Raw genomic sequence first — 24,382 nt, 5'->3', positions numbered from 1 at the left:
AAGGGTTGGTTATAGTGAAGAAATCATCTATTGGAATTGTCTTAACAGCATTAGTAACCATTGTTGGCGTCTCGTTTATGTTGTTGGGCAATAAAATAACGGTGACAGCATTTTCAACAAAGCCGTCGCAGGAAACGATTGAATCTGTCACATCGGCGGATGAGTTGAAAGCTTATTTTGAACGAGCGAAAAAGGAGCTTTCGTGGATGAATCAATCCGGGATGGTTGAACAGGAATCCGCGGAGTCGGCTGTGAAATCCGAGTCAAGCGATACGGCAAACTCCACTGGAGATCATTCCACGACAAACAATCAGGTGGAAGGGATCGACGAAGCGGACTTAGTCAAGACGGATGGGGAATATATTTATTCCACGCTTGGAAATGGCAAAGTCGTCATCACGGATATCCGTGATCCAAAAAAAATGAAAAAAGCCGCGGAAATTAAAATGGAAGAAGGGTTTTACCCAAGTCAACTTTTCCTGCACGAGCAAACCCTCATCGTCTTGGGCAGTAAATATGAGCCTTACCCCTATGATGAAAAAGCGGATGCACGCATCATGCCGATGATGAACGGGATGACGATGTTGCGGTTCTATTCCGTCGAAGATCCGGAAAAGCCGAAGCTCATTCGGGAAGTCGGGGCGGAAGGTTATTTGAACGGTGCCCGGAAAACAGGGGACTTGCTCTATGTTGTGACAAATGTCCAACCGAATTTCTGGATCATGGAAGAGTTTGATGGAGACGTCCTTCGTCCTCATGTACTAGATTCCATGGAAGGGGAGCAACCGCAACCGATCGATTATAAGGACATCGCCATTCTACCAGGCGCGATGGAGCCATCGTATTCGGTCATTACTGCAATTAATTTGTCATCGCCTGCAGATAATAAAGTGGTAACAAAAGGTTATCTCGGCAGTAGTGAACAGCTGTATATGTCGAAAGAGAATTTGTATTTAACGTCAACAATCTATGAAGCTAGCACGTCTCCCAATGCTACCTCCAGTTCGATGATCTGGAATCCAGGGAATGCCAATAGTGAATTATTCAAATTCACATTGGATGGGACGGATGTGAAATTCCACAGTTCTGCTAAGTTGAAAGGGCATTTGCTCAACCAGTTTTCGATGGATGAGCATGACGGCCATTTCCGCGTCGTTACAACGGAAGGCAATATGTGGGATGAAAAAAATCCATCCAAAAATCATCTATTCATTTTGGATGGAAAGCTGAACGTCACCGGTTCCGTGGAAGGACTGGCAAAAGGAGAGCGTATCTATTCCGCCCGCTTTATGGGAGACAAAGCGTATATGGTGACATTCCGTGAAACCGATCCACTCTTTGTCATCGACGTAGCAGACCCGGCTGCGCCGAAAGTACTTGGCGAATTGAAAATTCCGGGCTTCAGCAACTACTTGCATCCAATCGATGAAAATCATCTGATCGGATTCGGCTATGAAACGGTAGCGAAGAAAAATCCGACGGGTGGCGAACCATTTATATTAACGATGGGCATGAAAGTTTCGCTATTTGATGTGACCGATTTTGAAAATCCGAAAGAGAAGGATACGGAGATTATTGGCGGACGGGGTACTTATTCACCGATCCAATACGATCACAAAGCGCTGTTCCAGCATAAAGAACGAAATCTATATGGTTTCCCAGTTGTCACTTACGATGAAATCGGGAAAAATCATTATATAGAATACCAAGGGTCCGGCGCGCTCGTCTACGAAATTACACCTGAAAAAGGCATTGTCTTGAAAGGTGATTTGTTGAAAGCGAAAAAAGAAGGGGAACAGTATGGCGAGTGGGAAAAAGAAATCCAACGCATGCTGTATAGTAAAGACCAACTTTACACACTTTCCATGAAGGAAATCAATAAATACTCCCTCGATACATTCGCACCAACCGGTAAAGTGGAGATTGAGTGATAGGAAAATGTGAAAAGGTCCGGCCGTGTGCCGGACCTTTTCAATTTATTAAGTGTTGTGCGATCAAAGAATTTGTAGCGTGCTCAAAGGAAGCGTGTGGCGCTCAAAGTCACCGTCGTGTGCTCCAAAGTATACGTCATGCGCTCAATGCGAGCCACACGCGCTCAAGACTCCATCCCTTGCGCTTATAAAAAGGGAAATAAAGAGGTAATGTTTTCAGATTCAGTTCATTGTCATTTACTCTTTCCTCCGATAAGATAATGGAAAAGAGCTTTCGTGGGAGGCACAAGATGTCCGTTATTGATAAAGAACTAGCGATCGATTGTTGCTTGTTGGCTGGGCGCCTCATGATGGAAGCTGGCGCGGAAACATACCGTGTGGAAGATACGATGGAGCGCATGGCTGAAACTCAACAACTTCCTTCCACCCAGAGTTTTGTCACACCGACGGGGATCATCTTCACGCCTGGAAACCCTTATCATACAAAACTGATTCGCATTAAGAACCGATCGACGGATTTGGAAAAAGTGGCATTGGTGAATGATGTCTCTCGTAAGTTGTCTTCGGGCGAATATTCCTTGGAACAGGCTTATGCCAAATTACGGGAAATTGAAAGAGGGTATGTCACGTTTCCGTTATGGTTGCAAATCGTTGCGGCCGCTGTTGCGAGCGGCTGTTTCTTAGTTTTGTATGAAGGGGTTTGGGGGGATGTTCCGGCTTCAATCATTGCCGGGGGCGTCGGTTATAGTATTCTAATCGTCATTCAGGAGTTAACGAAGGTAAAGTTTTTCGCTGAGTTCATTGCGGCGCTTTTCATTGGGTTGATCGGATACTTTGCTGTGCATACGGGACTTGGTACAGAGCTCGATAAGATTATTATCGGGTCAGTGATGCCGCTTGTACCCGGACTATTAATTACGAATGCGGTCAGGGATTTGATGGCTGGACATTTTGTTTCGGGCTTGTCAAAAGGGGCGGAGGCTTTTCTTACTGCATTTGCAATCGGTGCAGGGGTAGCATTGGTTTTTTCTTTTTAGGAGAGAAGGGGGAAACAAGGTTTGACTTGGATTATACAGGGGATGCTTAGTTTCCTCGCTGCAGCAGGATTTGGTATCCTGTTTAATGCGCCGCGACGAATGTTATTTTACTGTGGTTTTGTCGGAATGACCGGGTGGCTCATGTATAGCGTATATGTCGGATGGACCGATGATCCGATGCAGGCTTCGTTTCTTGGGGCGTTTGTCGTTGCAATTGTGGCCCATATTTTTGCGCGTCGCTTCCGGATGCCGATGATCATTTTCAGTGTGGCGGGAATTATTCCGCTAGTACCGGGGGGAATGGCGTATAACGCGATGCGTCATACGGTTGAAAACGATTATTTAACGGCAATCTCGTTTGCATCCCGCGCATTTATGGTGTCAGGGGCCATCGCGATGGGACTCGTTTTTGCTGAAGTCATCATTCAATTGATTTTTCGTTCAATCGCTCGAAAAAAACGGAGTGCCTGATAGAAAAGGCATTCCGTTTTATCTTGATTTCTATTCGAATTGTATCTTGTCTGCAGTGACGGGTACGCCGATATAATATCCTTGTACAGCGTCGACGCCCATTTCTTTTAACAGCTCGAACTGTTCTTTCGTTTCGACGCCTTCTGCGATGACATACAGTCCCATCGATTTACCGAACTGGATCATCCCTTCCACTAACTGCTGTGTTTTAGGATGTGTCAGCAAGGAGTTCGTGAAAATCCGATCGATTTTGATTTTGGAGATGGGCAGCTGTTGCATATAGCGGAACGAAGCATAGCCTGTTCCGAAATCATCCAGCACAAATTCAATGCCCTGCTCTTGTAATTCCTTCATCTGATGAAAGATGGATTGTTCTTCTTCGGCTTGGAAAGCAAAGTTCTCCGTTATTTCGAGTTGGATCCGATTGGTAGGGCAACCGGTAGCTGCAAGGATATCGGTGATTCTATCTTTCATATGGGACTGGCTGAATTCCCGGACCGAGGAATTGACGGAAAGCTGGATAGGCTGTCCTTTTTGATCCCACTCAATGGCAAGTTTTGTTGCTTCTTCCAACACAAATGCACCGATTTCGAGAATCAGGCCGTTTTCTTCAGCAATCGGGATCAGTTCGTCGGGTGATATATAACCAAGCTCGTCGTCTTCCCATCTGACCAATGCTTCGAAGACCGTAAACTGACCGGATGCGATGTCTAGTTGTGGTTGGTAGAAAACTTGAAAATTCTTGAGATTGAGTGCTGTAAGCATTTTTCGATCAATCATCGCCCGTCGATTCAGTTCCTGATGCATTTTGGAAGACATGGATACGATTTTTCGGCCACCTTGTTGAATCACTTCTTTTGTCGCGGTTAGCGCCGTCATCATCAAATGCGTGTACGTCTTTTGATCTTCAGGATAACGGACAATCCCTCCGCTAATCGATAAAGGCAATGCTTTATGATCGATGTAGATTGGTTGCTGCTCTAAAAAATCCAGAAAACCTTGGATATACCAATCGCCAAAAGGAGTAAGTACAACAAACTCGTTAACACCGACTCTGGCAATCGGGTTGTTTTGAAAGTATCTTTTCAAACGATTGGAAAATGATTTCACAAGTTCTTTTTCCAATTCATACGAATGCAAGTCTTTCAATGTATAATAGTGATCGATGTTGATAAATACGAACGAGAAATGCTTTCTTTCCTCGATATATGAATTGACGGTCAACTCCAATTTGTAGCGGCTCATCAAACCTGTTTCAAAGTCGATGAATGCGACTTGTTGAAGCTGATCGCGCAGCTGAATATCGTCCGTAATATCGAGTTCTAAAAAAATGTGGGAGAATTGTTTGTCGTCTGATTGTTGTACAGGAATGGCTAGCATCGTGACAAAATAAGGTTCGCCGGAGCGGGTCATTTTTTCAGCTGTGCCAAACCATGTTTTCCCACGGCTTAGACTATCCCAAATTGTATGGGCTTGATTTTGGCCACTTTCCGTTTCAGGAAACATGTGCCAAAAACTTTTTCCAAGAACTCTTTTAGGTGTCCATTTGCTCGTGGTGAGAAAATTTTTATTGGCGTAGGTGATCTCACCGTCAGCGTCTGTTCGGGTCACCATATAAAATTGTTCAAGGCTTTTCATGATATCCGGAAATTCCAGTATGAATTGTCCGTTCTCCGATTTCATATCGATGTCTCCTTCAGTCAATTTAACTTTTTGCTACGAAAATTTCAAACCGAAAGCGAAGTGGTAGTTGAAGCTCCATCCAGGCATATTTAGATACGTTCTATTATAAAACACATCTTCTTAGTGTACATCATAATTGTAACAATTCCTAATAAATTACCGTATTCGTTGATAATTCATAAAGTTCATTCAGTGTAAAGTTTTAAATATAAGATAGCATAATTTGAATGCAAAGTGAGAGTAGTATAGAAGTAGAGGTGAAGAGATGGATCGATTTAAAGGTATTGTGATGATTGTATTAGGGGGCATATTTTGGGGCGCATCTGGCCCAATGTTGGAATGGATTCTTGTGAATAGTGGGATGTCTGTTCCGTCTGTGCTCATTATCCGTCTCCTGTTAGCGGGTTTGTTAATCCTTGCTTTTTTAAAAATAAAAGGTCAAAAAATTACGCTTCCCTTACGCCAAAAAGTGTGGGTCCGGCAATTGGTCATTTTCGGGGTGTTCGGAATGTTGGGGGTCCAATATGCTTTTTTGGCGTCTATTGACGAAAGTAATGCAGTGATTGCGACACTGTTTCAATTTCTTGCCCCCATTTATATCATTATTTTTATTTCGTTTAGACAAAAAACATGGCCGCCGATTGCACAAGTGCTCGGGATTGCCGTGACTTTCATTGGATTGTTTTTATTGCTGACCAATGGAACGCTGGCGGGCTTTACTCTTAGTAAAATTGCGTTGTTCTGGGGGATTGTCGTCGGCTTGGCCTTTGCCTTTTACACCTTGTATCCTGTCCGCTTGATGCAGGAATGGGGCGTGCTGTTGATGGTTGGGTGGGCGATGCTGATCGGCGGATTGGCGCTCTTTGCGATGAATAGTGTGACCTTTTTCAAGGAACTTCATCATTTGCTGGAATGGAGGATGACGGGGATGCTGGTCCTTGTCATCCTCGTCGGAACATTGGCGTTTGTGCTGTTCCTGGCGAGCATGAAATATATATCGCCTGTAGAGACGAGTGTCTTGTCTAGTTTTGAACCGCTGACAGCAATGGTCATATCCGTCCTCTGGCTCGGGCACATGCTAGGAATCTGGCAAACGGCAGGAGCCATTATTATGCTTGGTGGGGTGACTTGGCTTTCCATTGCGGGAGGGAAGGCGAAAGTAACGAGTGATAAGACATGAAAAAAGCTGTCCTACGTCAATTGATTGACGTAGGACAGCTTTTTTAATTGTCAATAAACATGACATTTTGTGTATCGGTTTCAAGTTCTATGTTTTTAGGGACAAGCAGGTGGATAACGAGCGAACGGGAACTGCTGCTCCAACTGTTCAGATTGTGCTCTTCTTCCTTCATCAATTGGTTTAACATTTGGGAATCATGATAGGAAGTATACCGGAAATCGTTAACAGGTTGATCGGGTAAGAACATGGAATGATCACGCCAAACGGGTTTTTTTACTTTAACATAATCAGAGAGATCATAATCATTCATAGTCAGCTCCGGTTTATAAATCCTCTCTTCTATTACAGTATTCTCTTCCGCAGTTCGCTCAATATAGACAAACGCTTGGCCGTAAGAGTTGCTTATGGAAAGTGTACCGTCTGTTTCGTGAGTCCTCTTTTCCAAAAGCAGAGAGGATGGAATTTCCTTCCCGTTTAGAATTGCTTCATCCAGATTGACCAGCGATTGTTCGACCGAATATTGGGGAGGCGTATTTCCCTCGGAGTTCCAAGCCATTACCTCTGAAAGGGCGAGTGTAACAAGAAGGAGCACGATGAATGCTTTCATGAAGGTGAAATGGAATTTTCGTGAGATCCGAAAAACCTTTGTTTTCCCCGGGCTTTTTAGGAGACGGAGCAGCAGAAGGATAAGCCCTATGAACAGTAATAGAATGATGGTCCCATACATTACTTCCTCACCTCGATTCGGTTTGTTGACCAAACGCTAAAAAAGAAGAGCGCTGCTACGATCAGTACAATTTTTACGATGAAGAGAATTGTAGATTGTTCATCGGTAATAAAGCCTACTAAATCTATTTTTTCAGTATTTAAACTTGATAGATTCAAGCCAATAAATAATCTCAAGCCAATAAATAATGCTGCCAAAAGCATAATAAAGAGTCGGCTCAATTGAATTAACATGCCAACCGTATAGCAGAGTATCGAAACAAGTAACGTGTATGCAGTCATCACAAGAAATCTCGAAAAGAAATCCCCAGGAGCGTTGAGCAGTCCAGACGTTGCAATAATTACATGGTCATAACGAAGAAGTGCATATAACTTCGTGGCGGAGCCAAGCAAAACGGTTGTCACCCCACCAATGATTGCTGCAAAACACAAGAAATACAAATTGGCCAAGTGATAGGTGAAGCGGTTGGAAACGAATGCAAAGGATTCGTTGCGCTGTGCGGTCGACGTGCATAGAAAACCGACAACTATTGCCCAAAATAAAGTGAGCCCAACGATGCCGTCATTTGAAAAAGAGGCCCATGTAAGACTTGTTGAGTCATGTGAGTGGTGAAAGTTTCCGGAACTCCCACTCCCCAATAAAAAGATCGTTGAAATGATTTGCAAAATGAATAGAACGGTGAAGACAGAGGCATTTGCATGTAATTTAAAATAAAATTGTCGTTTGGCGATATCGAAAATGCTCGTTTCATTTAAAGACATCGTCGATTCCTCCTTTTGCCTGACCTGTTAGAGCGATATATGCATCATTTGCGGCGACTGCTGTAATACGGATTCCAGCTGACTTCATATCCTTAATTTCCTCATCTGAAAAAGAATTTTTTACCATCCATTCGTGATAAGGACCAGCTGTAAAGCGGTCGACAACAAGTTTACCGTTCGTATGAGCAGCTAACTTATCTGAACTTCCTGACAACGATAAGAACATTTCCTGCAGCTCGGTAATCGATCCATGAAAACGAATCCCCCCATCATGGACAAGTAGGATATTTTCCAACAAATGCTCGATTTCTTCGACATGGTGACTCGACAATAAAATCGTTCGCGGGTGTGCGAGATAATCTTTTAAAAGTGCGCGATAAAAGTCCTTGCGAACTGCCGCATCCATTCCAGTCGTCGGTTCATCGAAAATGGTCAGTGCGCAGTGGGAAGAAATCCCGATGAGTGCATTGAATGTACTTCTTTTCCCTTTCGATAAAAATCGATGTCGCGCTTGTGGATGAAACCCGAAATAGTTGAGGAGGCGGGTAGCGAGTTCCGCATCCCAATCCGGATAAAAGCGACCACATTCATGCAAAATATCTTGCAATGTCATAGCGTCCGGAAAGTTCATCGCATCATCTATAAAAATAGAGTTCGCAGACACTTTCAAACTATTGAAAGGGTGCTCTCCAAAAACTTGCACCTTTCCGCTCGATTCCTTTATAAAGCCTGCAATCATTTTCATCAGCGTTGATTTCCCGACACCGTTCCGACCGATAATTCCGGTCAACGCGCCATTTTCAATTTTGAAATTCAGATCATTCAGTACGTTGTGGGATCTGAATGATTTTTTTACATTGTGAAATTCAATGACTGTCATGTGACATCCTCCTTTTCCGCTCCGCATCGATCATGGATAGTAATTGTCTATCATCGACATCAAGCAATTCTGCTTCGTTGACCAAGTCTTTAATGAGCCGTTGTAATGTTTCCACTTTCCGTTTCGCAAGCAGTTTTGTTCGTGCATCGGGTGAAACAAAAGTACCAAGACCTCGCCGTTTATACACAATTTCAGCGTCGAGCAACAAGGTCAGCCCTTTGCCCGCGGTCGCTGGATTAATATTGAAAAGCTCCGCAAGCTGGTATTGTGAATAGACTTTTTCATCGGCTTGAAGTGTTCCATCGATAATCCCTTTTTCAATCCACTCTGCGATTTGAACGTAAATCGGCTTTGCGTCATCCATATCGAGCATCAGCGTCACCTCCTGTTAATCAGTGCATTACTGTTGTAATGTACTATATGCTATTAGGCTATAAAATGCAACTAACAAGGAAATGGGATTGTCAGACCAGCTATACACCTATCTGTCCCTGTGGCATAATAAGGACTATCAAATTATTTCGTCAATCGAAAGGGTTTTGGGGGCGATGGGATGAGAATGGTATTTTCTTATGCAAAGCCGTATAAATGGGCGGCTGTCATAGCATTACTCCTTATGCTTGTGGAGTTATCCGTCGAGCTAATCCAGCCATTGCTGATCGCGAAAATTATCGATGATGGTATTGTGGCGGGGAATGAAGGGGTTATTTGGACGTGGGGAAGCGTCATGATGGCTCTTGCGTTTGTGGCATTAGTATCCGGGGTGGTCAATTCCTATTTTGCTGCTCATGTTGCGCAAGGTTTCAGCTTTGATTTGCGGTTAGCGTTGTTCCGGCAAATCCAGGCGTTTTCTATGGCCACTTTTTTACGGTTTCCGACAGCGGGACTGATTACACGTTTGACGAGTGACGTGACAATGGTACAGAATGTGCTGTTCATGGGGCTACGTATTATGATGCGCGCACCGTTACTCGTGATCGGTAGCTTGGTGATGGCTTTTGTCATCCATGCAAAATTGGCTTTGTATTTGGTGGTAGGAGCTCCTTTCTTATTCTTTTTCCTAGTGATGATGACTAGAAAAGGAGTCCGCTATTTTGCGCAAGTTCAGCGTAGATTGGATCGGGTCAACCGGGTCATTCAGGAAAATTTGCAGGCGGTAAGATTGATCAAAGCGTATTTACGCGGCATGTATGAGGCGAGCCGCTTTTCCAGAGTGTCTGACCTGCTCAGGACGGATACAGTGAAAGCGATGCGGATGATGGAAATGATTTTACCGATTTTATTGCTCGTCATGAATGTGAGTCTCATGGCGGTTCTTTGGTTCGGGGCGGTAGAAGTGCGCGAAGGTGGCGTGCAAGTGGGGGAACTGGTAGCGATCGTCAACTATGCGATGCGGATGACGGGTTCATTTTCGATGTTTTCCTTTATCATCATCGCGTTCTCTCGTGCGAAGGCTTCCGCTGAGCGGATCGAAGAAGTGCTTCAGACGGATGGAAACTTGGAAAAAGATCGTTCGGAAAGCTCGGGATTCGATTCCATGGAAGGCGATTTACGGTTAGAAAATGTGTCGTTCCGTTATCCAGGAAAGGCCGAACCGATATTGAAAAACGTCTCTTTTCATGTGTCTCCGGGTGAAAAGCTGGCGATTATGGGAGCGACAGGTTCCGGAAAATCGACTTTGCTGAATTTGATTCCACGAATTTTCGAAGCGACAGAAGGAAAAATTTATGTAAGTGGCGTAGATGTGACGGAATGGTCGTTAAAAGAGTTGCGCGATACGATCGGACTGGTGCCCCAACAATCCGTATTATTCACAGGGTCCATCTTGGAGAATTTGGCGTGGGGAGACGCAGAAGCACATGTGGACGAGTTGGAAGAGGCGGCCAAGAAAGCACAAATCCATGAGTCCATCGACTTGTTCCCGCAAAAATATGACACACGTGTCGGACAACAAGGGGTTAACTTGTCCGGTGGGCAGAAACAGCGGCTTTCGATTGCGCGGGCTCTGGTACGCAAACCGTCTTTGCTCATTTTAGACGACAGCACGAGTGCACTCGATGTGAAAACCGAAACGGCCTTATGGGATGCACTTGAAGGAGAAGCGGCGACGATGCTTGTTGTGACGCAAAAAATCCGAACAGCTCAAGGCGCGCATACAATCCTCCTTTTAGATGAGGGGGAAGTGGTCGGCTATGGAACACATGAAGAATTGATGGAACAGTCCGCACTCTACCGAAAAATTGCGGAATCCCAAACGGAAGGGGAGGTGGTTCCGGATGCTACGGACCATTCGTAACCCGTTCGGCTATGAACCGATCATTCAAAAAAAGGATCTTAAAGGTACTGGGAGGAAGAAGAAAGAACGCGCCAACGATTGGCGATCCACCCTTTATCGGATCTGGAAATTGGTCGATGAGCAGCGGGGATACCTCATTGCAGTCCTTGCGCTCGTGTTTGTCAGTTCTATTTTGGCGCTGCTTGGCCCGATTCTGATCGGAAAAATCATTGATGCACATATCATACCGATGCATTTTAACGGCTTAGGTGCAAAAATCGGTCTGCTCATTGCAATTTATTGCGGATTGTCCTCCGCTATGTATTTTCAAAATTACTGGATGGTCGGCATTGCACAGCAAACCGTGTTTCGTTTACGGACCGGTCTGTTTGCCCATCTGCAGAAATTGCCGGTCCCGTTTTTTGACAAGCGGCAGCATGGCGAATTGATGAGCCGATTGACAAATGATATCGAAAACGTCAGTCAAACGTTGAACTCATCGTTCATCCAAGTGTTTTCAAGTATATTGACATTGACGGGAACTTTGGCGGTGATGTTCTACTTAAGCCCGCTGTTAACCGTGTTGACGATGATTATTGTCCCGGTTATGTTCACGGCGATGCGCTGGATCACGCGGCGGACCGGATTATTATTTAGGGAACAGCAACGGGCGGTCGGGGAATTGAATGGGATGATTGAAGAGACGATTTCCGGACAACGCATTGTTAAAGCATTTTCCCAAGAAGCGCGTGTATTGGAGGAATTTGCACAAAAAAGTGATCGGCTGCGCCGGACCGGTTTTTGGGCGCAGACGTATTCCGGTTTTATCCCAAAAGTGATGAATATGCTGAACAACGCAAGTTTCGCAATTGTTGCAGGGGTTGGTGGCATATTGGCGTTGAAAGGCGAAGGCATTGTGACTGTTGGGACAATCGTCATCTTTTCGGAATTTGCCCGTCAATTTACACGGCCTCTTAACGACTTGGCGAATCAGTTTAACACGGTACTATCTGCGATTGCGGGTGCGGAGCGTGTTTTTAAGATTATGGATGAGCCTGAAGAGAAGGATGAAGCGAAGGAACATCAAGGAGCGATTCTCCAAGGGGGTGTCGAGTTCCGTAACGTCTCTTTCGGTTACGCAGTGGAAACGGATGGCTATACAGTCGACAATGTTTCATTCCATGTGAAGGCGGGGGAAACAGCAGCCTTCGTTGGTGCAACAGGAGCCGGGAAGACGACGGTCATGCAGTTGCTCGCCCGATTTTACGAAGCGGACAAAGGGACCATTTTGATCGATGGTATTCCGATCGGGGAATTGCCGCGGCAAACGTTGCGCAGCCAAATCGCTTTTGTCCTGCAAGATCCCTTTCTTTTTGAAGCGACCGTCCGCGAGAATATCCGCTATGGAAAATTGGATGCGACAGATGAAGAAGTGGTGGAAGCCGCGAAGAAAGCAAATGCCCATCATTTCATCAGTCAGTTGGAAAACGGCTATGATACGGTGTTGACTGCGGATGGCGGTGAAATTTCGCAAGGGCAGAAACAATTATTATCCATCGCACGGGCTCTCGTGGCCGATCCCGTCCTGCTACTTCTCGATGAAGCGACCAGCAGCATCGACACCGTGACAGAACTAGAGATTCAAGAAGCGCTCGATCGTCTCATGGAAGGCAGAACCAGTTTTGTCATTGCCCATCGACTGAATACCGTCCGAAAAGCGGATCAGGTCTATGTCATGGAACAAGGCAAACTGATTGAATCTGGCACACAGGAAGAACTAATTGAGCAGCAAGGCGTTTATTACAATATGTTGAAGGAATCGAAGGTTTGAATCATGAAATGATGGTGCAAGTGTTGTCTCGCTCAATGGAGTGTCGTGGACGCTCATATGGGATGTTAGAGTGATCAAAGGATTGCTCTGCGCGCTCATAGGAGATGTGAGTTCGATCAAAGATTGCCGTGAGTGCTCATAGGAGATGTAAGTGCGATTAAAGGATTGTTCTGCACGATCATACGAGTTGTAAGTGCGCTCCAAGATTGTTGTGGCCGCTCATACGAGGTGTGAGTGTGATCAAAGGGTTTCCGCTCACGCTCAAAAGAGACGTGCTGTGAACAAAGTTTTCCACGCGCGCTCATACGAGATGTGTAAGTGATCAAAAGAGTGCTGCGTTCGCCTATATGAAAAGTGTGCCCGATCAAAGCGTTTCCGCGCATACATGATTCGAAACCAAACAAAAAGGCTATGGGAAGTATATTGTCCCATAGCCTTTACGATTTACTGGATATCATCAATGTTTAACTTTGTTCCATCATCAAAATCGACTTCGATTTTGAATTTTGAATAGGAATCTAACTGATACCACTTCAAAATTTTATCAATCACTTCTTGTTGTGGCGTATCTTTCGTAATCAAAATATCCATAAATAGCTTGTTCAGCTGATCCATTGCTTCATTACCTTTGAGTTTGATATTTTTAAGCTTATTCTCATAGTCTGCATCGGCAGTTTCATTTATATCATAATCTGCATCAATGACGTCTTTACCATCCACCTCGATTTCAAGGTCGAACGATGTAAATCCGTAGCCATCTCCTGTTTCAAGGGAACCGCCTTCTTTTTCATGTTCATGAATAATGTCCGCATCTTCTCGCTTCGGTTTATCTGCATTTTTACCGAAGTTCCCGCATCCGCTAAGCAATAAGACGCTTGTCAATGCAACTGTACCTGCAATTTTAAACAATTTCATCCTATCCACAGCCTTTCATAATTATGCCTGTTTTACTTATTTTGCCTCAAAACAGGAATGTTAAACAATCGCTTGGAGAATTGAACAAAAAGAGAGGAAAAGGGGGGAGTAGATAACCTAATGAAAAAACCGGCTAGTTAGCCGGTCAGTCTGCAAAGATAGCGAGGGCACAGCTATTGTATTGATTACCATTTGACAATCTGTTCTGTTGAGCAACCGAGCATTTTCCGAATTTGAAGAGCGGAACCGTCACGTAATTTTACATCGCCATCGAAATAGCCGGTGAGCCGATGTGTTTTGATGCGGAAAAGCTTAGAATTCGTACTGGAAATCCTTTCAAAAAACGGCGTAAACGTTAATTCAACAGTATCCGAAAATTTTGTACGGATTTTCCAAGGTTCCATGAAATTATCCCGATTATAAGTGAAAATCACGTCTTCATGGATTTTGGTCATCTTCCCATCGATGAATACGGCATTTTCTGTCATTCCGGTACCATCCGTCCAGGTACCGCCAAAATTAAGGCCGATACGTCGACCCCTTACTCGCTGGGAGGACATTGCCCAGTTCCATTCGGCTTTCCTCGGCCAGACGCCGCGACCAAAATCGAGTACGGCGAAACTATGTTCACGACTGAAATCATACCGTTTATCTCCCACTTTTACAAAGCCAGAAGTCGGTAGGCTATGCTGTTTTGCAGTGAATTGAAAAACATCCCGACTTTTGGGAATCACGACATTCAATGACTCGTCCTGTTCTGGATGCAAGATATGAAGATCGGCATGAAGCACTTCATTATCAAAATCCGGAATGGTGACGGAGAGATGCGTTTCACCTTGGATATGTAACGTTTGGATCGTCATGGACTGATTGGTGAATTTGATGCTGTCCAGCACGTTTTCAGGCATACTCACATTGCGCCCGATCGGGATGGTCACTTGTTTCTCATAAAAGCGCTGCGTCTCGTAATCCAAAATATAGACAAAACAGATCACCGCATAATCAAGATGACGAATCGAAGCAGAAAAGAGAAGATCTTCACCGAACACACACCAATCATTCCACTTCTTTTTCCGCATGAAATGCCCCGTAAGATTACTCTGTATGTAAGGATATCGTGAAAAGCCGATTGCTTCGGGATTCAGTAATCCCTTCTCAACACACAATGTTATAGGCTTCTTAATTTCCCTTTCTGCGTGTTGCATGTAGATGTTCACCCGCCTATTGTCTTTTCAGAAGTTTGTTGTTATAATTCATATTGTACCAAACTTTCGGGGCATTAGCTCAGCTGGGAGAGTGTCACGCTGGCAGTGTGAAGGTCAGGGGTTCGAGCCCCCTATGCTCCATATGTATTAACACCAACGGTATCAATGTTTCAATTAGAAATTGAGTTGTGTTCATCTCAAAAGTTGAGTGACACGCAACGACACTTCCACATCTGTTAAATTACAGAATGATGGGAGTGTTTTTTTGTCGTGAAATATTTTGATGAAAAACCAACAATTGCAAAACGACAACCACACAAAAGGACAGCAGAGAAAGCGGTCAAAAAGGAATCGGTCAAGATAATATTTGAAAAGTTCCTCGAAGCTAAGCAAAAACAGAATTTAAGAACCAGCACTCTGAATGAACATATCGGACTCTGCAAAAACGTTGCCAAATTTCATGAGAGCAGATATGACAGGTCATTCTACCTTTCAGACATTACAACTCAGTTTATTACCGATTATGTATATTGGATGAAGAATGAATCTATTCGATATGACGGACATAAATATATTCCAGAACATGCTCAAACGGTTGGACTATCAGACGCTACTATTGAAGGCCGTCTAAAGTATCTCAAAACATTTGTAAACTGGTGCTTGAAAGAAGAAATTTTGAAAGAGAATCCATTTACCAAATTTGAAGGGTTCAAAAAAGACGAAGTTGAAATTGAAATTTTGACTCGTGAAGAATTGAATAAACTCCTTAAAGTAGTCAAAGGACATTCCGATAAATCATTTAAAAATTTTCGGGATTATGTTCTTTTACATCTCTTAGTGGATTCCATGTTGCGTATAACGGAATGCTTGTTGATTAGCCCGCATGATATTGACCATACGAGCAGATATTGAAAGAAAATGACATTGAGGGTTCCATTGGTTCCGCTTATGGTTTACCTGTATTTGTTCAAAACATGAATGGAAAAGCAAAAATGGTGCTCATGCGAAAAGGTGCTTATGCAGTTTCCATTGACAATAGTTTCCGCGTCTCTGAAAATGACGGTTCTCAAGATTCTGAGGTTGCTCGTGCTGGTGCTGTTGTAATTTACGGTGAAGTCATGGCTTCAGGAATGGTTGCAAATCCATTAGGAATCCGTATTTTGAAAGGAACTAAATAATTATGAAAAAAGTTATTTGTGTGGTTTCGTTTGTTGATGGTCAAGGCAAGAAATACAGCGACACATTAAAAAGATGGATGTCATATCCTGGGTCATGTTCATATGGACTAAGTTATGAAGTTGATGAGGACGGTGATACATTCATCGGCGGAAGAAAAAAAGACATGATCATTACTGGCGGGGAAAATGTTTATCCACAAGAAGTCGAGCAATGTCTCATCAATTATTCCGGAATTCGCGAAGCAGCGGTCGTCGGCATGGCGGATGAAAAATGGGGAGAGATTGTAGTTGCTTTTGTGGTGGCGGCTGATGGGGATTTGAATAATGATGCGGTCATTGCGCATTGTCGAGCAACACTAGCATCCTATAAGATCCCGAAGAAGATTGTTGTTTTGGATGAACTGCCGAAGACACATGTCGGGAAAATTGATAGTGGGTATTTGTGCAAAATGCTGATATAACGAAAAGCGCCTCAAAAGTCGGTTTTTTGACTTCGAGACGCTTTTTTTATTTGGGGGGTATGGGAAGTTTTAGCCGTTTAATGGGAACTCCTTAGCATTCTATGAGAAGTCTTTCGCGTTTAACGGGAAGTTCTGGGGGATTAATGGGAAGTTGCCGGCGTTAAACGGAAAGTCTTCGGCATTCTACGGGAAGTCCCGAGACTAATAATTAATTATTACGGATCATACCTATTCAACAGACGGTTGCGGTGTTCTCGAACATTGCTCGCTTCGATTTCCCGTGCCATCTGATCCTTCCGTATTTGGCCATTTATCCGTGGGTCCTGCAAGCGTTGGCTGTCCCATCTTGCACTCCCAATTTTTTTGCTAACTTTTTCAATTTCATCCTCGAAAAATAACATGTCCATTCCTCCTTTCTACAAGAGTAGATTTGAGTGAAAGGGAATGTAAATTTCCTCTCTATCTACAATACGCAGATAGCAAGAATGCACGAAGGTATATGCACAGGGCGGAACGAATTAAATGAAAAATACGTTAAGAATGCGGGTTAAGAGTTGTATCGATTCACGAAAGTACAAGAGCAGCCGCAAGAGCGGTAAATGGAACTCCTGCTGGCATCCAATCTGTGTGCAATGGCACAAGGAAAACAACCAAAGGATTTGTATGGAAATACTGTGTTGAGAAACCTTGAGGCGTTCACGTCAAATCTGTATAATTAAGATAACAGATTTGTGGAAGTGTTGATAAATCAAGGTTTGCTGAAGGTGAGTATGCATGAGATTTGAGTCGGATTCTGGCAGTGTGAAGGTCAGGGGTTCGAGCCCCTATGCTCCATATATAATGAACGGCAAACGTTGATTTCATAACGTTTTGCCGTTTTTTTCATTGACTTGGCATGGTAACCGCTCTTAAACGGAGCAGATAACAGCATGTCTTTTCATTACGATTATCATTCGTATTGAAAGGACGTGTTTTTTTGGGACAAAAATACCCCCTTTCTTTGATAAAAACAAGGCGGCATATACGGCACAAAAGCGGCTTTCGCGGCTTAACGCGAAAACGTCTAGAATAAGTTCTTATAGACTTGCTATCGGATGGAAGTTTATCAATCAAAACAAATAGATGGCAATATATGTTAGTATGTACGAAAGAAATGAGCGTAGGAGGATATCGCAATGAAAAAAGTTAATATAGCTTTCGGTTCTCTTCTTATCGGTGGAATATTATTGTCGGGTTGCGCCCCGGACGAAAGCGAAGTGAAGACACAAGCCACAGTTGAAAACGAAGTCGTTGAGGTTGACGAAGACCATGTTGATTTGAAGTCGTGGAATATTGAGGTTTCGGAGTATTCGTCGCTTGAAAAGTTCATGACCGACCTTTCGGAGAATTGGAAAGAAGACTCGGAATATCGGAAATCATATCCCTTAGCTGAATCCATCCTTTCGGAATCAACGATCTCATACATAAACTACTTCGAAGATGAAATCGCGGAAAAGGGATTGAACAAAGACTTTGATGAACTCCAATTGTTGGCATATGAAGTTGTGCAAAACCAAGAAGAAAACGACTATGAAGAACATGTGAAAAGATTTGAAGAGAAAATTAAAGAAATATTAACGAAGATGGATAGAGACGACGCTAAACGGTATGGAAGTATAGGCGAATGGGCTACGGCATTAAATGACATACTTTCCAAACCATTAAACGACCCTAAATTGAAGGAAACGAACAACGACGAAGGTTTCGAATACTATTTGAAAGCGCAAAGGGTTATGGAAAGATTTCCGGTGCAATTGATGGACGAAGGAAGTGAAGTTGAAAAGATTCATTCGAAAGTTTTCTCTCTATCAAGTCAAATCATTCATGGTCAATTTGTGCGGACAGCGCATTTGGGCGGCGAAGGTCAAGCGAAAGAAGCAACGGAACTTTCCGACAAATGGAAACCGACCGACGAGGAAATGCGGAATGCGTTCAAAGAATTGAAGCAAGTTGTCAATGACTTGGCGAATAAACCACATTAGATTCCGAAGGGGAAAGGATTGATTCGAATTGTGGAACTATCTTTTCGAAAAAGCACCAATGTCTGTAATTTTGACGGTGCTTTCAATCGCAATTGGAGCAATATATAATTGGTCGCTATTAGTTGATATAATGACAAACGAAAATAATTCAAACCATTGGTCGATTATTATTTTTGACCTTATTTATTTCGCTACAGAAATGGCGAAGATTGCATTCTTCTTTGCGATTATATTTAACTTAGCATACTACGGAATTAAGAGTGTTTTCGTCTATTAAAACTTGAATAGAGACGATTCAAGGCATATTTCCCTTGTGGCCAATATGTTTTGGCGGAGTTTCTTCTTTCTAAAAACATTATGAACTTCCACGATTTCGTTGTTACCTTCCAAAATGCATTCCACTTCCCTCATTTTCATACGTTACTGTAAGGAGGCGTTTGGATGATTTATAACAGGGAAGCGGCTGTGAACTATGCGAATAAGTGGTGGGACGGTCGTAATCCGGCATTTCCATCCTTTGATGTCGATTGTACGAATTTTATTTCACAATGTTTGTTAGCAGGCGGGGCTCCGATGCATGGCTATCCGAATCGTGAACGGGGCTGGTGGTTGCGGGGAAATAACTGGAGTTTCAGTTGGTCGACGCCGCATTCTTTGCGTTGGTATTTTGCAGGTTCGAAAAAAGGATTGACGGCTCAGCAAGTTTTTTCGCCGGAAGAATTGGGGTTGGGGGATGTCATCTTCTACGATTTTCAGGGAGATGGTCGATATGATCATTCAACGATTGTGACTGCTAAGGATGGGAATGTTCCGCTTGTCAATGCGCATACGTTTGACGCACAGCACCGTAATTGGGCGTATAAGGATTCGTATATGTTCTCGCCGAATGCAAAGTACGTCTTTTTTAAAATTAACGATCAAATCATGCCGGTCTAGAAAAGTAAATTCTGCAATTATAAGGTGCATCCATAATTGTGAAAAGCTGAATACGAAAAGTAAATCAAAAACTCGAAAAAAGCAGTCTGTCACCCAAGTAGCGGACTGCTTATTCTTTATTCAATTCAGTTTCAATCAAACCATAAAACAGCTAGCGTTCCTTCGCCACCGTGAACTGCAAGAACAGAGCTAATATCCCCGATTTCCACCTCTAGGCCTGGAATCTGTTCCAAAATCAAGTTTTTCAAATGGGTGGCCTGATCCCTAACATTGCCGTGCATAATATAGATTTTTCGTCTGCCGACATGATGACCTTCTATTACTTTGTCAATCAAATATTGAAGTGCTTTTTTCTCGGAGCGTACTTTTTCGATCGCTTGTAATCCGCCTTCTTTGGTGATTTGAACGATTGGCTTTATCTTCAATAGACTGCCGATGAAAAATTGAACGCCGCTCATCCGCCCACCCTTATACAATTGGTCCAATTTGCCGATCAGGATGTAGTTATGCATCGTGCCAGGCATTTTTTCCAATTGAGCGATTATCTCAGGAATTGGTACTCCGCTATCATGCATTTCCATGCCACGTTCAATCAATCCTGTGATACCGTAGGATAGACTGAGTGAGTCGATGAAAGTAACGGGAAAACCAGCAATTTCAGCACCTGCTTTGGAGGCGGCAAGTGTTCCGCTTAATTTTCCTGATAGATGGATTGCAATTGCTTGTTCATATTGTTCGCCAACCTTTTTGAATAGTTCAGCAAAATCTCCCGGGGAAGGCTGTGATGTTTTCGGAATATCGTCAGTGTCTTTTATTTTTTGATAAAGTTGTGTCGGGGTCAGATCAACTCCATCGACAAACTGTTTTTCGCCGAAATGTATATTCAAAGGGACCGAAAAGAAATCAGGATGTAAAGTGAGTTCCTGGGAAATATAGGCGGTGCTATCTACAATCCATGCAAGCGGCTTTTTTGTCATACAATCCATCATTCCTTATCGTCATTTTTCCACTATTAATACTATAGCATGAAAAGTATTCTGAGATTCTTTTGAGAAGTGACAATAAGGCTAACGTTCAAAGCAATGCTCCCGTGCTCAAAGAATCCGCCGCGCGCTTAAGGAGTCACCCAAGTGATCAAAGCCCATCACCTCGCGCTCAAAATCTCCCTTGATACGCTCATTCCCCCTAAATCCCTTCATAAAACACTAAAAAACCGGATCCCCTCTATAAAAGGGGAAATCCGGTAAAAACTTCATTTTTTCAATTCATCTTTCGAAAAAGCGGCGATTTCATAATAATAGTCACCGATGACGCGCAGTCCTTGGTCGAAGTTTTCCAAATGGAAGTGTTCGTTTGGCGCGTGGAAGTTTTCGGATGAGAGACCGAAGCCCATTAAGACGACGGGCACTTCCAGGATTTCGTCGAATGCTGCGACGATGGGAATGGAGCCGCCCATGCGCGTGAATGCTGTTGGGACATTGTATACTTTTTCATAAGAACGCCCGGCTGCTTGGATGGCAGGGTGGTCGAATGGTGTGATGAAAGGTTTGCCTTTGTCGAATTCAGTGACGTTCACGGTGACACCGGCTGGTTTATGTTTTTCGATATGGGCTTTTAGTTTTTCAATGATGACGTCAGGGTCTTGGTCAGGGACGAGGCGGCAAGTGATTTTGGCGCCTGCTTCCGCTGGCAATACGGTTTTCAGGCCTTCGCCGGAGAATCCGCCGAATACGCCGTTCACTTCCAATGTCGGGCGTGTCCATGTGCGTTCGAGGTGGCTAAACCCTTTTTCTCCGAAAAGCTCGGTCACGCCGATCTCTTCTTTTAAAGCCTCTTCATCGAAATTCAGGGCTTTATAGGCATCTCGTTCCTCGTCTGCTAAAGGACGGACGTCATCATAAAATCCGTCGACGGTAATGGTACCTTCCTGATCGTGGAAGGAGGCGAGGATTTCGGCAATTGCATGGATCGGGTTGGCGACACCGCCTCCGAATAATCCCGAGTGTAGATCGCCTTTGGCACCTTGGACATCGATTTGAACGCCGCAAAGTCCACGCAATCCGTAGCATACGGCAGGATGCCCTGGACCATACATGCCGGTATCAGAGATGACGATGATGTCGGCTGCGAGTTTCTCTTTGTTTGCTTCGATATACTTTTCTAGATGGGGGCTACCGATTTCTTCTTCTCCTTCGATGATGAATTTGACGTTCACCGGTAAACTGCCATTCTGTTTCATCAGTGCTTCAACCGCTTTAACATGCATGAATACTTGTCCTTTGTCGTCGCTTGCACCGCGTGCATACATTTTATTGTCCCGGATTTCGGGCTCGAATGGTCCGCTTTCCCATAAGCGAAGCGGGTCAACAGGTTGCACGTCGTAATGGCCGTAGACGAGAATTGTCGGTTTGCCTTCTGCGTGGAGCCAATCACCGTAAACGACGGGATGGCCAGCTGTTTCATCGATCGATAAGTTTTCGAGTCCGGCCGCTTGGAATGAATTCAATAGCCATTCCGCCGCTTTTTGCATATCGTTTTTATGTTCGGATAAAGAACTGATACTTGGAATTCGAAGAAATTCTTTTAATTGTTCAAGATGTGTATCACGTTGTTCTTGGAAGTACTTGTCCAATGTTTGTAAATGATCCAATACAATCCCTCTTTTCCGCATACTTTTTTTGAATAGCTTTAGTATAACAGAGTGGGCGAATCAGGAGGAAGCATGAGGCAGACGTGGAACTGTAAATTATGGTATGCTATTTGAAAAGTGAAACAATGTGTTTTATTTTACTTAGTAAAATTTAAAGGTCTTGGGACTGCCATCCTCGATCTTTCATATTTGAATAGAATCACATCGAAATTGGGAGGAACCGCTTTTGTTTATCGCACTTGGATTTTTGCTGTTCATATCTTTTTTCCTATCTGGTAGTGAGACAGCGCTTACAGCAGTTAATCGAATGAAGGTCCAGTTACGTGCAGATCAGGGAGATAAAAAGGCCATTCGGCTACTGAATCTGATTTCGAAACCGAGCCGGATGATTACGGCGATTTTGATCGGCAATAATATCGCCAATATTTTGATGCCGACGATCGTTACAATCATTGCATTGGACCATGGATGGAAACTCGGTGTGACAACGGCTATTTTAACGGTAATTATTATTTTAATTGGTGAAGTGTTGCCGAAGACGGTTGCTGCGACTTTTTCAGAGCGGGTTGCTTATGCTGTTGCACCGCCCATATCCCTTTTTGTGAAAGTATTGACACCGTTGACTGCACTACTTTCCGTATTCACCAACGTTTTTATCCGTATCATTTCAAAAGGGACGGTAATCGGGGCGACGTTGACGAAGGAAGATGTACGATCGATGGTGGATATTGCATCGGTAGAGGGGACGTTCGAGCAAGAAGAATCGAACCGTTTGAAAGAAGTACTTGATTTTCCAGACAAGGACGTTTCGGATGTCTTGGAAACGCACAGGACCGATATTATCGGTTTGCCGATTGAATCGACTTATGAAGAAGTGCGGGATACGATTCTCGAATATTCCTATACCCGGTATCCGGTCTACGAAGAAAATATGGATACCATCCTCGGCGTCTTCTATTCGAAGATGTTCATCAAATGGTCGATGAATCCAAAGTTGACGCTTGGTGAATTGATTGACCGGAAACCGCTATACGTTGTGCAGTCCGCAAGTGTTGAAAAAGTATTCAAAATGATGCTGGCCAAGAAAAAACATATGGCGATTGTCTTGGATGAATACGGAGGCACACTCGGAGTTGTCACACATGAGGATATTATTGAAGAGATGATCGGGCAAGATATTGAAGATGAAACGGATATCGATGAAGAAGTGCTCGTGTACGAAAAGACGGACAATATGCTCATTTGTCACGGAAGGCTAGAAATCATTGATGCGATGGAGCTCCTTGGCATCGAGTTGCCGACCGATCATGACACGCTTGGGGGCTTCGTGTTGCAGGAGCTGGGCCATGTACCTGAAGAGGGCGAGCGATTTACATATGACCAACTACTTGTTGAAATCGAGGAAATGGACCGTAGTCGTATCGTTCGAATGATGATTACCGTGAAAGAGGAAGAAAGTGAATAAAACAGAACTGCCTTGGAACTGGTGTATCGTTCCAAGGTTTTTTCGCATGTTGGCAAACATTTCTCTTACCTTACATGTTTGTAAGTAAAGTGAAAGAGAATCCGATGGTTTGAAAGGTGGGGATTGACGATAATGGAGTTAACAGTTAGAAGGCGGAGGGTTTTTCTATGAAAATGAATTTAAATGGGTTGTACGAAGAATACGGCCGTTACATATATCATCTATGCTTGAAATTGACACGAAATAAAGACGAAGCGGAAGACTTGATGCAAGATGTTTGGCTGAAAGTGGTACGCAACAGCGGCCGTATGGATAATGTGGATCATATGAAAGCATGGTTGACGACGATTTGCATGAATACGTTCAGGGATCGTTATCGAAAAGATGTCAGAAGAAGCAAGCATGTCATGCATCAGCCGGAAACGCTCGATGTACCGATTCTCGATCTTGTTCCGAGTGATAACATGACACCAGCGGAGCTGCTTGAGCAAAATGATATTCAAACACTTGTTCAACGAAAAATCGGCGAACTCGATGCGATTTATCGGACGACGATTGAATACTTCTATGTTTATCAATATTCCTTGATTGAAATTGCGGAAGTGATGAAGGTGTCGATCGGCACAGTGAAGTCACGATTGTTCCGTGCGAAGAAATATTTGAAGGAATTGATGATGGAAGATACTGCGGTGCAAGATTACGTCATTGCTTAACACACAAAAGCGCAGCCGTTCATGGCTGTGCTTTTAGTTTGCAAAAACACCGCAAAGGGAAT

Annotated in this window: 23 protein-coding genes and 1 tRNA gene; 14 read left to right on the top strand and 10 right to left on the bottom strand. The window is 43.7% G+C overall.

The genetic code is table 11. From position 1 onward, the window contains the following. Positions 1-14 precede the first annotated feature (14 nt). The 3 genes from ACFPRA_RS10360 (at position 15) to ACFPRA_RS10350 (ending at position 3,439) form a co-directional block, all read left to right on the top strand. Positions 15-1,931, top strand: a complete 1,917-nt coding sequence (locus tag ACFPRA_RS10360) for a beta-propeller domain-containing protein (protein ID WP_381433729.1) — start codon at positions 15-17, stop codon at positions 1,929-1,931. Positions 1,932-2,221: 290 nt separating this feature from the next. Continuing rightward, positions 2,222-2,968, top strand: coding sequence for a threonine/serine exporter family protein (locus ACFPRA_RS10355; RefSeq protein ID WP_381433726.1), 747 nt, complete (start codon positions 2,222-2,224; stop codon positions 2,966-2,968). A 21-nt stretch (positions 2,969-2,989) separates the two neighbouring features. Next, on the top strand, positions 2,990-3,439 hold the full coding sequence (locus ACFPRA_RS10350; protein WP_381433723.1) for a threonine/serine exporter family protein: 450 nt from the start codon (positions 2,990-2,992) through the stop codon (positions 3,437-3,439). A gap of 30 nt (positions 3,440-3,469) precedes the next feature. On the opposite strand, the gene ACFPRA_RS10345 is transcribed toward ACFPRA_RS10350, so the two are convergent. Continuing rightward, a complete protein-coding gene (locus ACFPRA_RS10345; RefSeq protein WP_381433720.1) occupies positions 3,470-5,122 on the bottom strand; it encodes a sensor domain-containing protein in 1,653 nt (550 codons plus the stop codon). A 265-nt stretch (positions 5,123-5,387) separates the two neighbouring features. Between ACFPRA_RS10345 and ACFPRA_RS10340 the strand changes: the two genes are divergently transcribed. Then, positions 5,388-6,302 (top strand): DMT family transporter, encoded by a 915-nt coding sequence (locus tag ACFPRA_RS10340; RefSeq protein ID WP_381433717.1) that lies wholly within the window; start codon positions 5,388-5,390, stop codon positions 6,300-6,302. A 43-nt stretch (positions 6,303-6,345) separates the two neighbouring features. Here the strand turns inward: ACFPRA_RS10340 and ACFPRA_RS10335 are convergent, their stop codons facing one another. The 4 genes from ACFPRA_RS10335 to ACFPRA_RS10320 are packed head-to-tail and all read right to left on the bottom strand — an operon-like array spanning position 6,346 to position 9,043. Next, on the bottom strand, positions 6,346-7,029 hold the full coding sequence (locus ACFPRA_RS10335; RefSeq protein ID WP_381433714.1) for a hypothetical protein: 684 nt from the start codon (positions 7,027-7,029) through the stop codon (positions 6,346-6,348). Beyond that, complete coding sequence (locus tag ACFPRA_RS10330; RefSeq protein WP_381433711.1) at positions 7,029-7,790, bottom strand: hypothetical protein; 762 nt, start codon at positions 7,788-7,790, stop codon at positions 7,029-7,031. The genes ACFPRA_RS10335 and ACFPRA_RS10330 overlap by 1 nt, the downstream gene beginning before the upstream one ends. Then, positions 7,777-8,670 carry an ATP-binding cassette domain-containing protein gene (locus tag ACFPRA_RS10325; RefSeq protein ID WP_381433708.1) on the bottom strand — a complete coding sequence of 298 codons (894 nt, stop codon included), beginning with the start codon at positions 8,668-8,670 and terminating at the stop codon, positions 7,777-7,779. Before ACFPRA_RS10325 ends, ACFPRA_RS10330 begins: the two co-directional genes overlap by 14 nt. Further along, a complete protein-coding gene (locus tag ACFPRA_RS10320; protein WP_381433705.1) occupies positions 8,657-9,043 on the bottom strand; it encodes a GntR family transcriptional regulator in 387 nt (128 codons plus the stop codon). The genes ACFPRA_RS10325 and ACFPRA_RS10320 overlap by 14 nt, the downstream gene beginning before the upstream one ends. Positions 9,044-9,223: 180 nt before the next feature. Between ACFPRA_RS10320 and ACFPRA_RS10315 the strand changes: the two genes are divergently transcribed. Together ACFPRA_RS10315 and ACFPRA_RS10310 are read left to right on the top strand one after the other, a co-directional pair. Further along, positions 9,224-10,966 (top strand): ABC transporter ATP-binding protein, encoded by a 1,743-nt coding sequence (locus tag ACFPRA_RS10315; RefSeq protein WP_381433702.1) that lies wholly within the window; start codon positions 9,224-9,226, stop codon positions 10,964-10,966. Continuing rightward, positions 10,947-12,776: an ABC transporter ATP-binding protein gene (locus ACFPRA_RS10310; protein ID WP_381433699.1), complete on the top strand. Its 1,830-nt coding sequence runs from the start codon at positions 10,947-10,949 to the stop codon at positions 12,774-12,776. Before ACFPRA_RS10315 ends, ACFPRA_RS10310 begins: the two co-directional genes overlap by 20 nt. A 444-nt stretch (positions 12,777-13,220) precedes the next feature. Here ACFPRA_RS10310 and ACFPRA_RS10305 read toward each other — a convergent pair whose 3' ends face one another. Further along, a complete protein-coding gene (locus ACFPRA_RS10305) occupies positions 13,221-13,691 on the bottom strand; it encodes a YusW family protein (protein ID WP_381433696.1) in 471 nt (156 codons plus the stop codon). A 185-nt stretch (positions 13,692-13,876) separates the two neighbouring features. Next, the gene (locus ACFPRA_RS10300) at positions 13,877-14,896 is read right to left on the bottom strand and encodes a DUF2804 domain-containing protein (protein ID WP_381433693.1); all 1,020 of its coding nucleotides are present in this window, start codon (positions 14,894-14,896) and stop codon (positions 13,877-13,879) included. A 68-nt stretch (positions 14,897-14,964) separates the two neighbouring features. Here ACFPRA_RS10300 and ACFPRA_RS10295 point away from each other — a divergent pair. The 4 genes from ACFPRA_RS10295 (at position 14,965) to ACFPRA_RS10280 (ending at position 16,535) form a co-directional block, all read left to right on the top strand. Continuing rightward, a tRNA-Ala gene (locus tag ACFPRA_RS10295) sits at positions 14,965-15,037 on the top strand. A 129-nt stretch (positions 15,038-15,166) separates the two neighbouring features. Then, positions 15,167-15,808: a tyrosine-type recombinase/integrase gene (locus ACFPRA_RS10290; RefSeq protein WP_381433690.1), complete on the top strand. Its 642-nt coding sequence runs from the start codon at positions 15,167-15,169 to the stop codon at positions 15,806-15,808. Next, the gene (locus tag ACFPRA_RS10285; protein WP_381433688.1) at positions 15,805-16,074 is read left to right on the top strand and encodes a hypothetical protein; all 270 of its coding nucleotides are present in this window, start codon (positions 15,805-15,807) and stop codon (positions 16,072-16,074) included. Before ACFPRA_RS10290 ends, ACFPRA_RS10285 begins: the two co-directional genes overlap by 4 nt. A gap of 2 nt (positions 16,075-16,076) precedes the next feature. Further along, complete coding sequence (locus ACFPRA_RS10280; RefSeq protein ID WP_381433685.1) at positions 16,077-16,535, top strand: class I adenylate-forming enzyme family protein; 459 nt, start codon at positions 16,077-16,079, stop codon at positions 16,533-16,535. A 215-nt stretch (positions 16,536-16,750) separates the two neighbouring features. On the opposite strand, the gene ACFPRA_RS10275 is transcribed toward ACFPRA_RS10280, so the two are convergent. Further along, complete coding sequence (locus ACFPRA_RS10275; protein ID WP_381433682.1) at positions 16,751-16,936, bottom strand: hypothetical protein; 186 nt, start codon at positions 16,934-16,936, stop codon at positions 16,751-16,753. A 774-nt stretch (positions 16,937-17,710) separates the two neighbouring features. On the opposite strand from ACFPRA_RS10275, the gene ACFPRA_RS10270 reads away from it, so the two are divergent. Both ACFPRA_RS10270 and ACFPRA_RS10265 read left to right on the top strand, forming a co-directional pair. After that, on the top strand, positions 17,711-18,556 hold the full coding sequence (locus ACFPRA_RS10270; protein WP_381433679.1) for a hypothetical protein: 846 nt from the start codon (positions 17,711-17,713) through the stop codon (positions 18,554-18,556). 441 nt (positions 18,557-18,997) lie between these two features. Beyond that, positions 18,998-19,492 carry an amidase domain-containing protein gene (locus ACFPRA_RS10265; protein ID WP_381433676.1) on the top strand — a complete coding sequence of 165 codons (495 nt, stop codon included), beginning with the start codon at positions 18,998-19,000 and terminating at the stop codon, positions 19,490-19,492. A 131-nt stretch (positions 19,493-19,623) separates the two neighbouring features. Here ACFPRA_RS10265 and ACFPRA_RS10260 read toward each other — a convergent pair whose 3' ends face one another. Together ACFPRA_RS10260 and ACFPRA_RS10255 are read right to left on the bottom strand one after the other, a co-directional pair. Then, a complete protein-coding gene (locus tag ACFPRA_RS10260; protein ID WP_381433674.1) occupies positions 19,624-20,469 on the bottom strand; it encodes a DegV family protein in 846 nt (281 codons plus the stop codon). A gap of 275 nt (positions 20,470-20,744) precedes the next feature. Next, positions 20,745-22,142, bottom strand: a complete 1,398-nt coding sequence (locus ACFPRA_RS10255) for a dipeptidase (protein ID WP_381433671.1) — start codon at positions 22,140-22,142, stop codon at positions 20,745-20,747. A 226-nt stretch (positions 22,143-22,368) separates the two neighbouring features. Here ACFPRA_RS10255 and ACFPRA_RS10250 point away from each other — a divergent pair, with 226 nt between their 5' ends. Continuing rightward, positions 22,369-23,607 (top strand): hemolysin family protein, encoded by a 1,239-nt coding sequence (locus ACFPRA_RS10250; RefSeq protein WP_381433668.1) that lies wholly within the window; start codon positions 22,369-22,371, stop codon positions 23,605-23,607. Positions 23,608-23,774: 167 nt separating this feature from the next. Next, positions 23,775-24,320, top strand: a complete 546-nt coding sequence (locus ACFPRA_RS10245) for an RNA polymerase sigma factor (protein ID WP_381433665.1) — start codon at positions 23,775-23,777, stop codon at positions 24,318-24,320. Positions 24,321-24,382: the final 62 nt, after the last annotated feature.

This window comes from Sporosarcina soli (assembly GCF_042655805.1).
Classification (GTDB): Bacteria; Bacillota; Bacilli; order Bacillales_A; family Planococcaceae; genus Sporosarcina; species Sporosarcina soli.
Note: the sequence above shows the minus strand (reverse complement) of the source record. Positions and strands in the feature narration are given on the sequence as shown.

Coding starts and splice junctions, on each gene's coding strand:
- ACFPRA_RS10355 (WP_381433726.1), top strand. CDS start 2,222: ATGTCCGTTATTGATAAAGAACTAGCGATCGATTGTTGCTTGTTGGCT.
- ACFPRA_RS10345 (WP_381433720.1), bottom strand. CDS start 5,122: ATGAAATCGGAGAACGGACAATTCATACTGGAATTTCCGGATATCATG.
- ACFPRA_RS10340 (WP_381433717.1), top strand. CDS start 5,388: ATGGATCGATTTAAAGGTATTGTGATGATTGTATTAGGGGGCATATTT.
- ACFPRA_RS10335 (WP_381433714.1), bottom strand. CDS start 7,029: ATGTATGGGACCATCATTCTATTACTGTTCATAGGGCTTATCCTTCTG.
- ACFPRA_RS10330 (WP_381433711.1), bottom strand. CDS start 7,790: ATGTCTTTAAATGAAACGAGCATTTTCGATATCGCCAAACGACAATTT.
- ACFPRA_RS10325 (WP_381433708.1), bottom strand. CDS start 8,670: ATGACAGTCATTGAATTTCACAATGTAAAAAAATCATTCAGATCCCAC.
- ACFPRA_RS10320 (WP_381433705.1), bottom strand. CDS start 9,043: ATGCTCGATATGGATGACGCAAAGCCGATTTACGTTCAAATCGCAGAG.
- ACFPRA_RS10315 (WP_381433702.1), top strand. CDS start 9,224: ATGAGAATGGTATTTTCTTATGCAAAGCCGTATAAATGGGCGGCTGTC.
- ACFPRA_RS10310 (WP_381433699.1), top strand. CDS start 10,947: ATGCTACGGACCATTCGTAACCCGTTCGGCTATGAACCGATCATTCAA.
- ACFPRA_RS10305 (WP_381433696.1), bottom strand. CDS start 13,691: ATGAAATTGTTTAAAATTGCAGGTACAGTTGCATTGACAAGCGTCTTA.
- ACFPRA_RS10300 (WP_381433693.1), bottom strand. CDS start 14,896: ATGCAACACGCAGAAAGGGAAATTAAGAAGCCTATAACATTGTGTGTT.
- ACFPRA_RS10280 (WP_381433685.1), top strand. CDS start 16,077: ATGAAAAAAGTTATTTGTGTGGTTTCGTTTGTTGATGGTCAAGGCAAG.
- ACFPRA_RS10275 (WP_381433682.1), bottom strand. CDS start 16,936: ATGTTATTTTTCGAGGATGAAATTGAAAAAGTTAGCAAAAAAATTGGG.
- ACFPRA_RS10270 (WP_381433679.1), top strand. CDS start 17,711: ATGAAAAAAGTTAATATAGCTTTCGGTTCTCTTCTTATCGGTGGAATA.
- ACFPRA_RS10265 (WP_381433676.1), top strand. CDS start 18,998: ATGATTTATAACAGGGAAGCGGCTGTGAACTATGCGAATAAGTGGTGG.
- ACFPRA_RS10260 (WP_381433674.1), bottom strand. CDS start 20,469: ATGACAAAAAAGCCGCTTGCATGGATTGTAGATAGCACCGCCTATATT.
- ACFPRA_RS10245 (WP_381433665.1), top strand. CDS start 23,775: ATGAAAATGAATTTAAATGGGTTGTACGAAGAATACGGCCGTTACATA.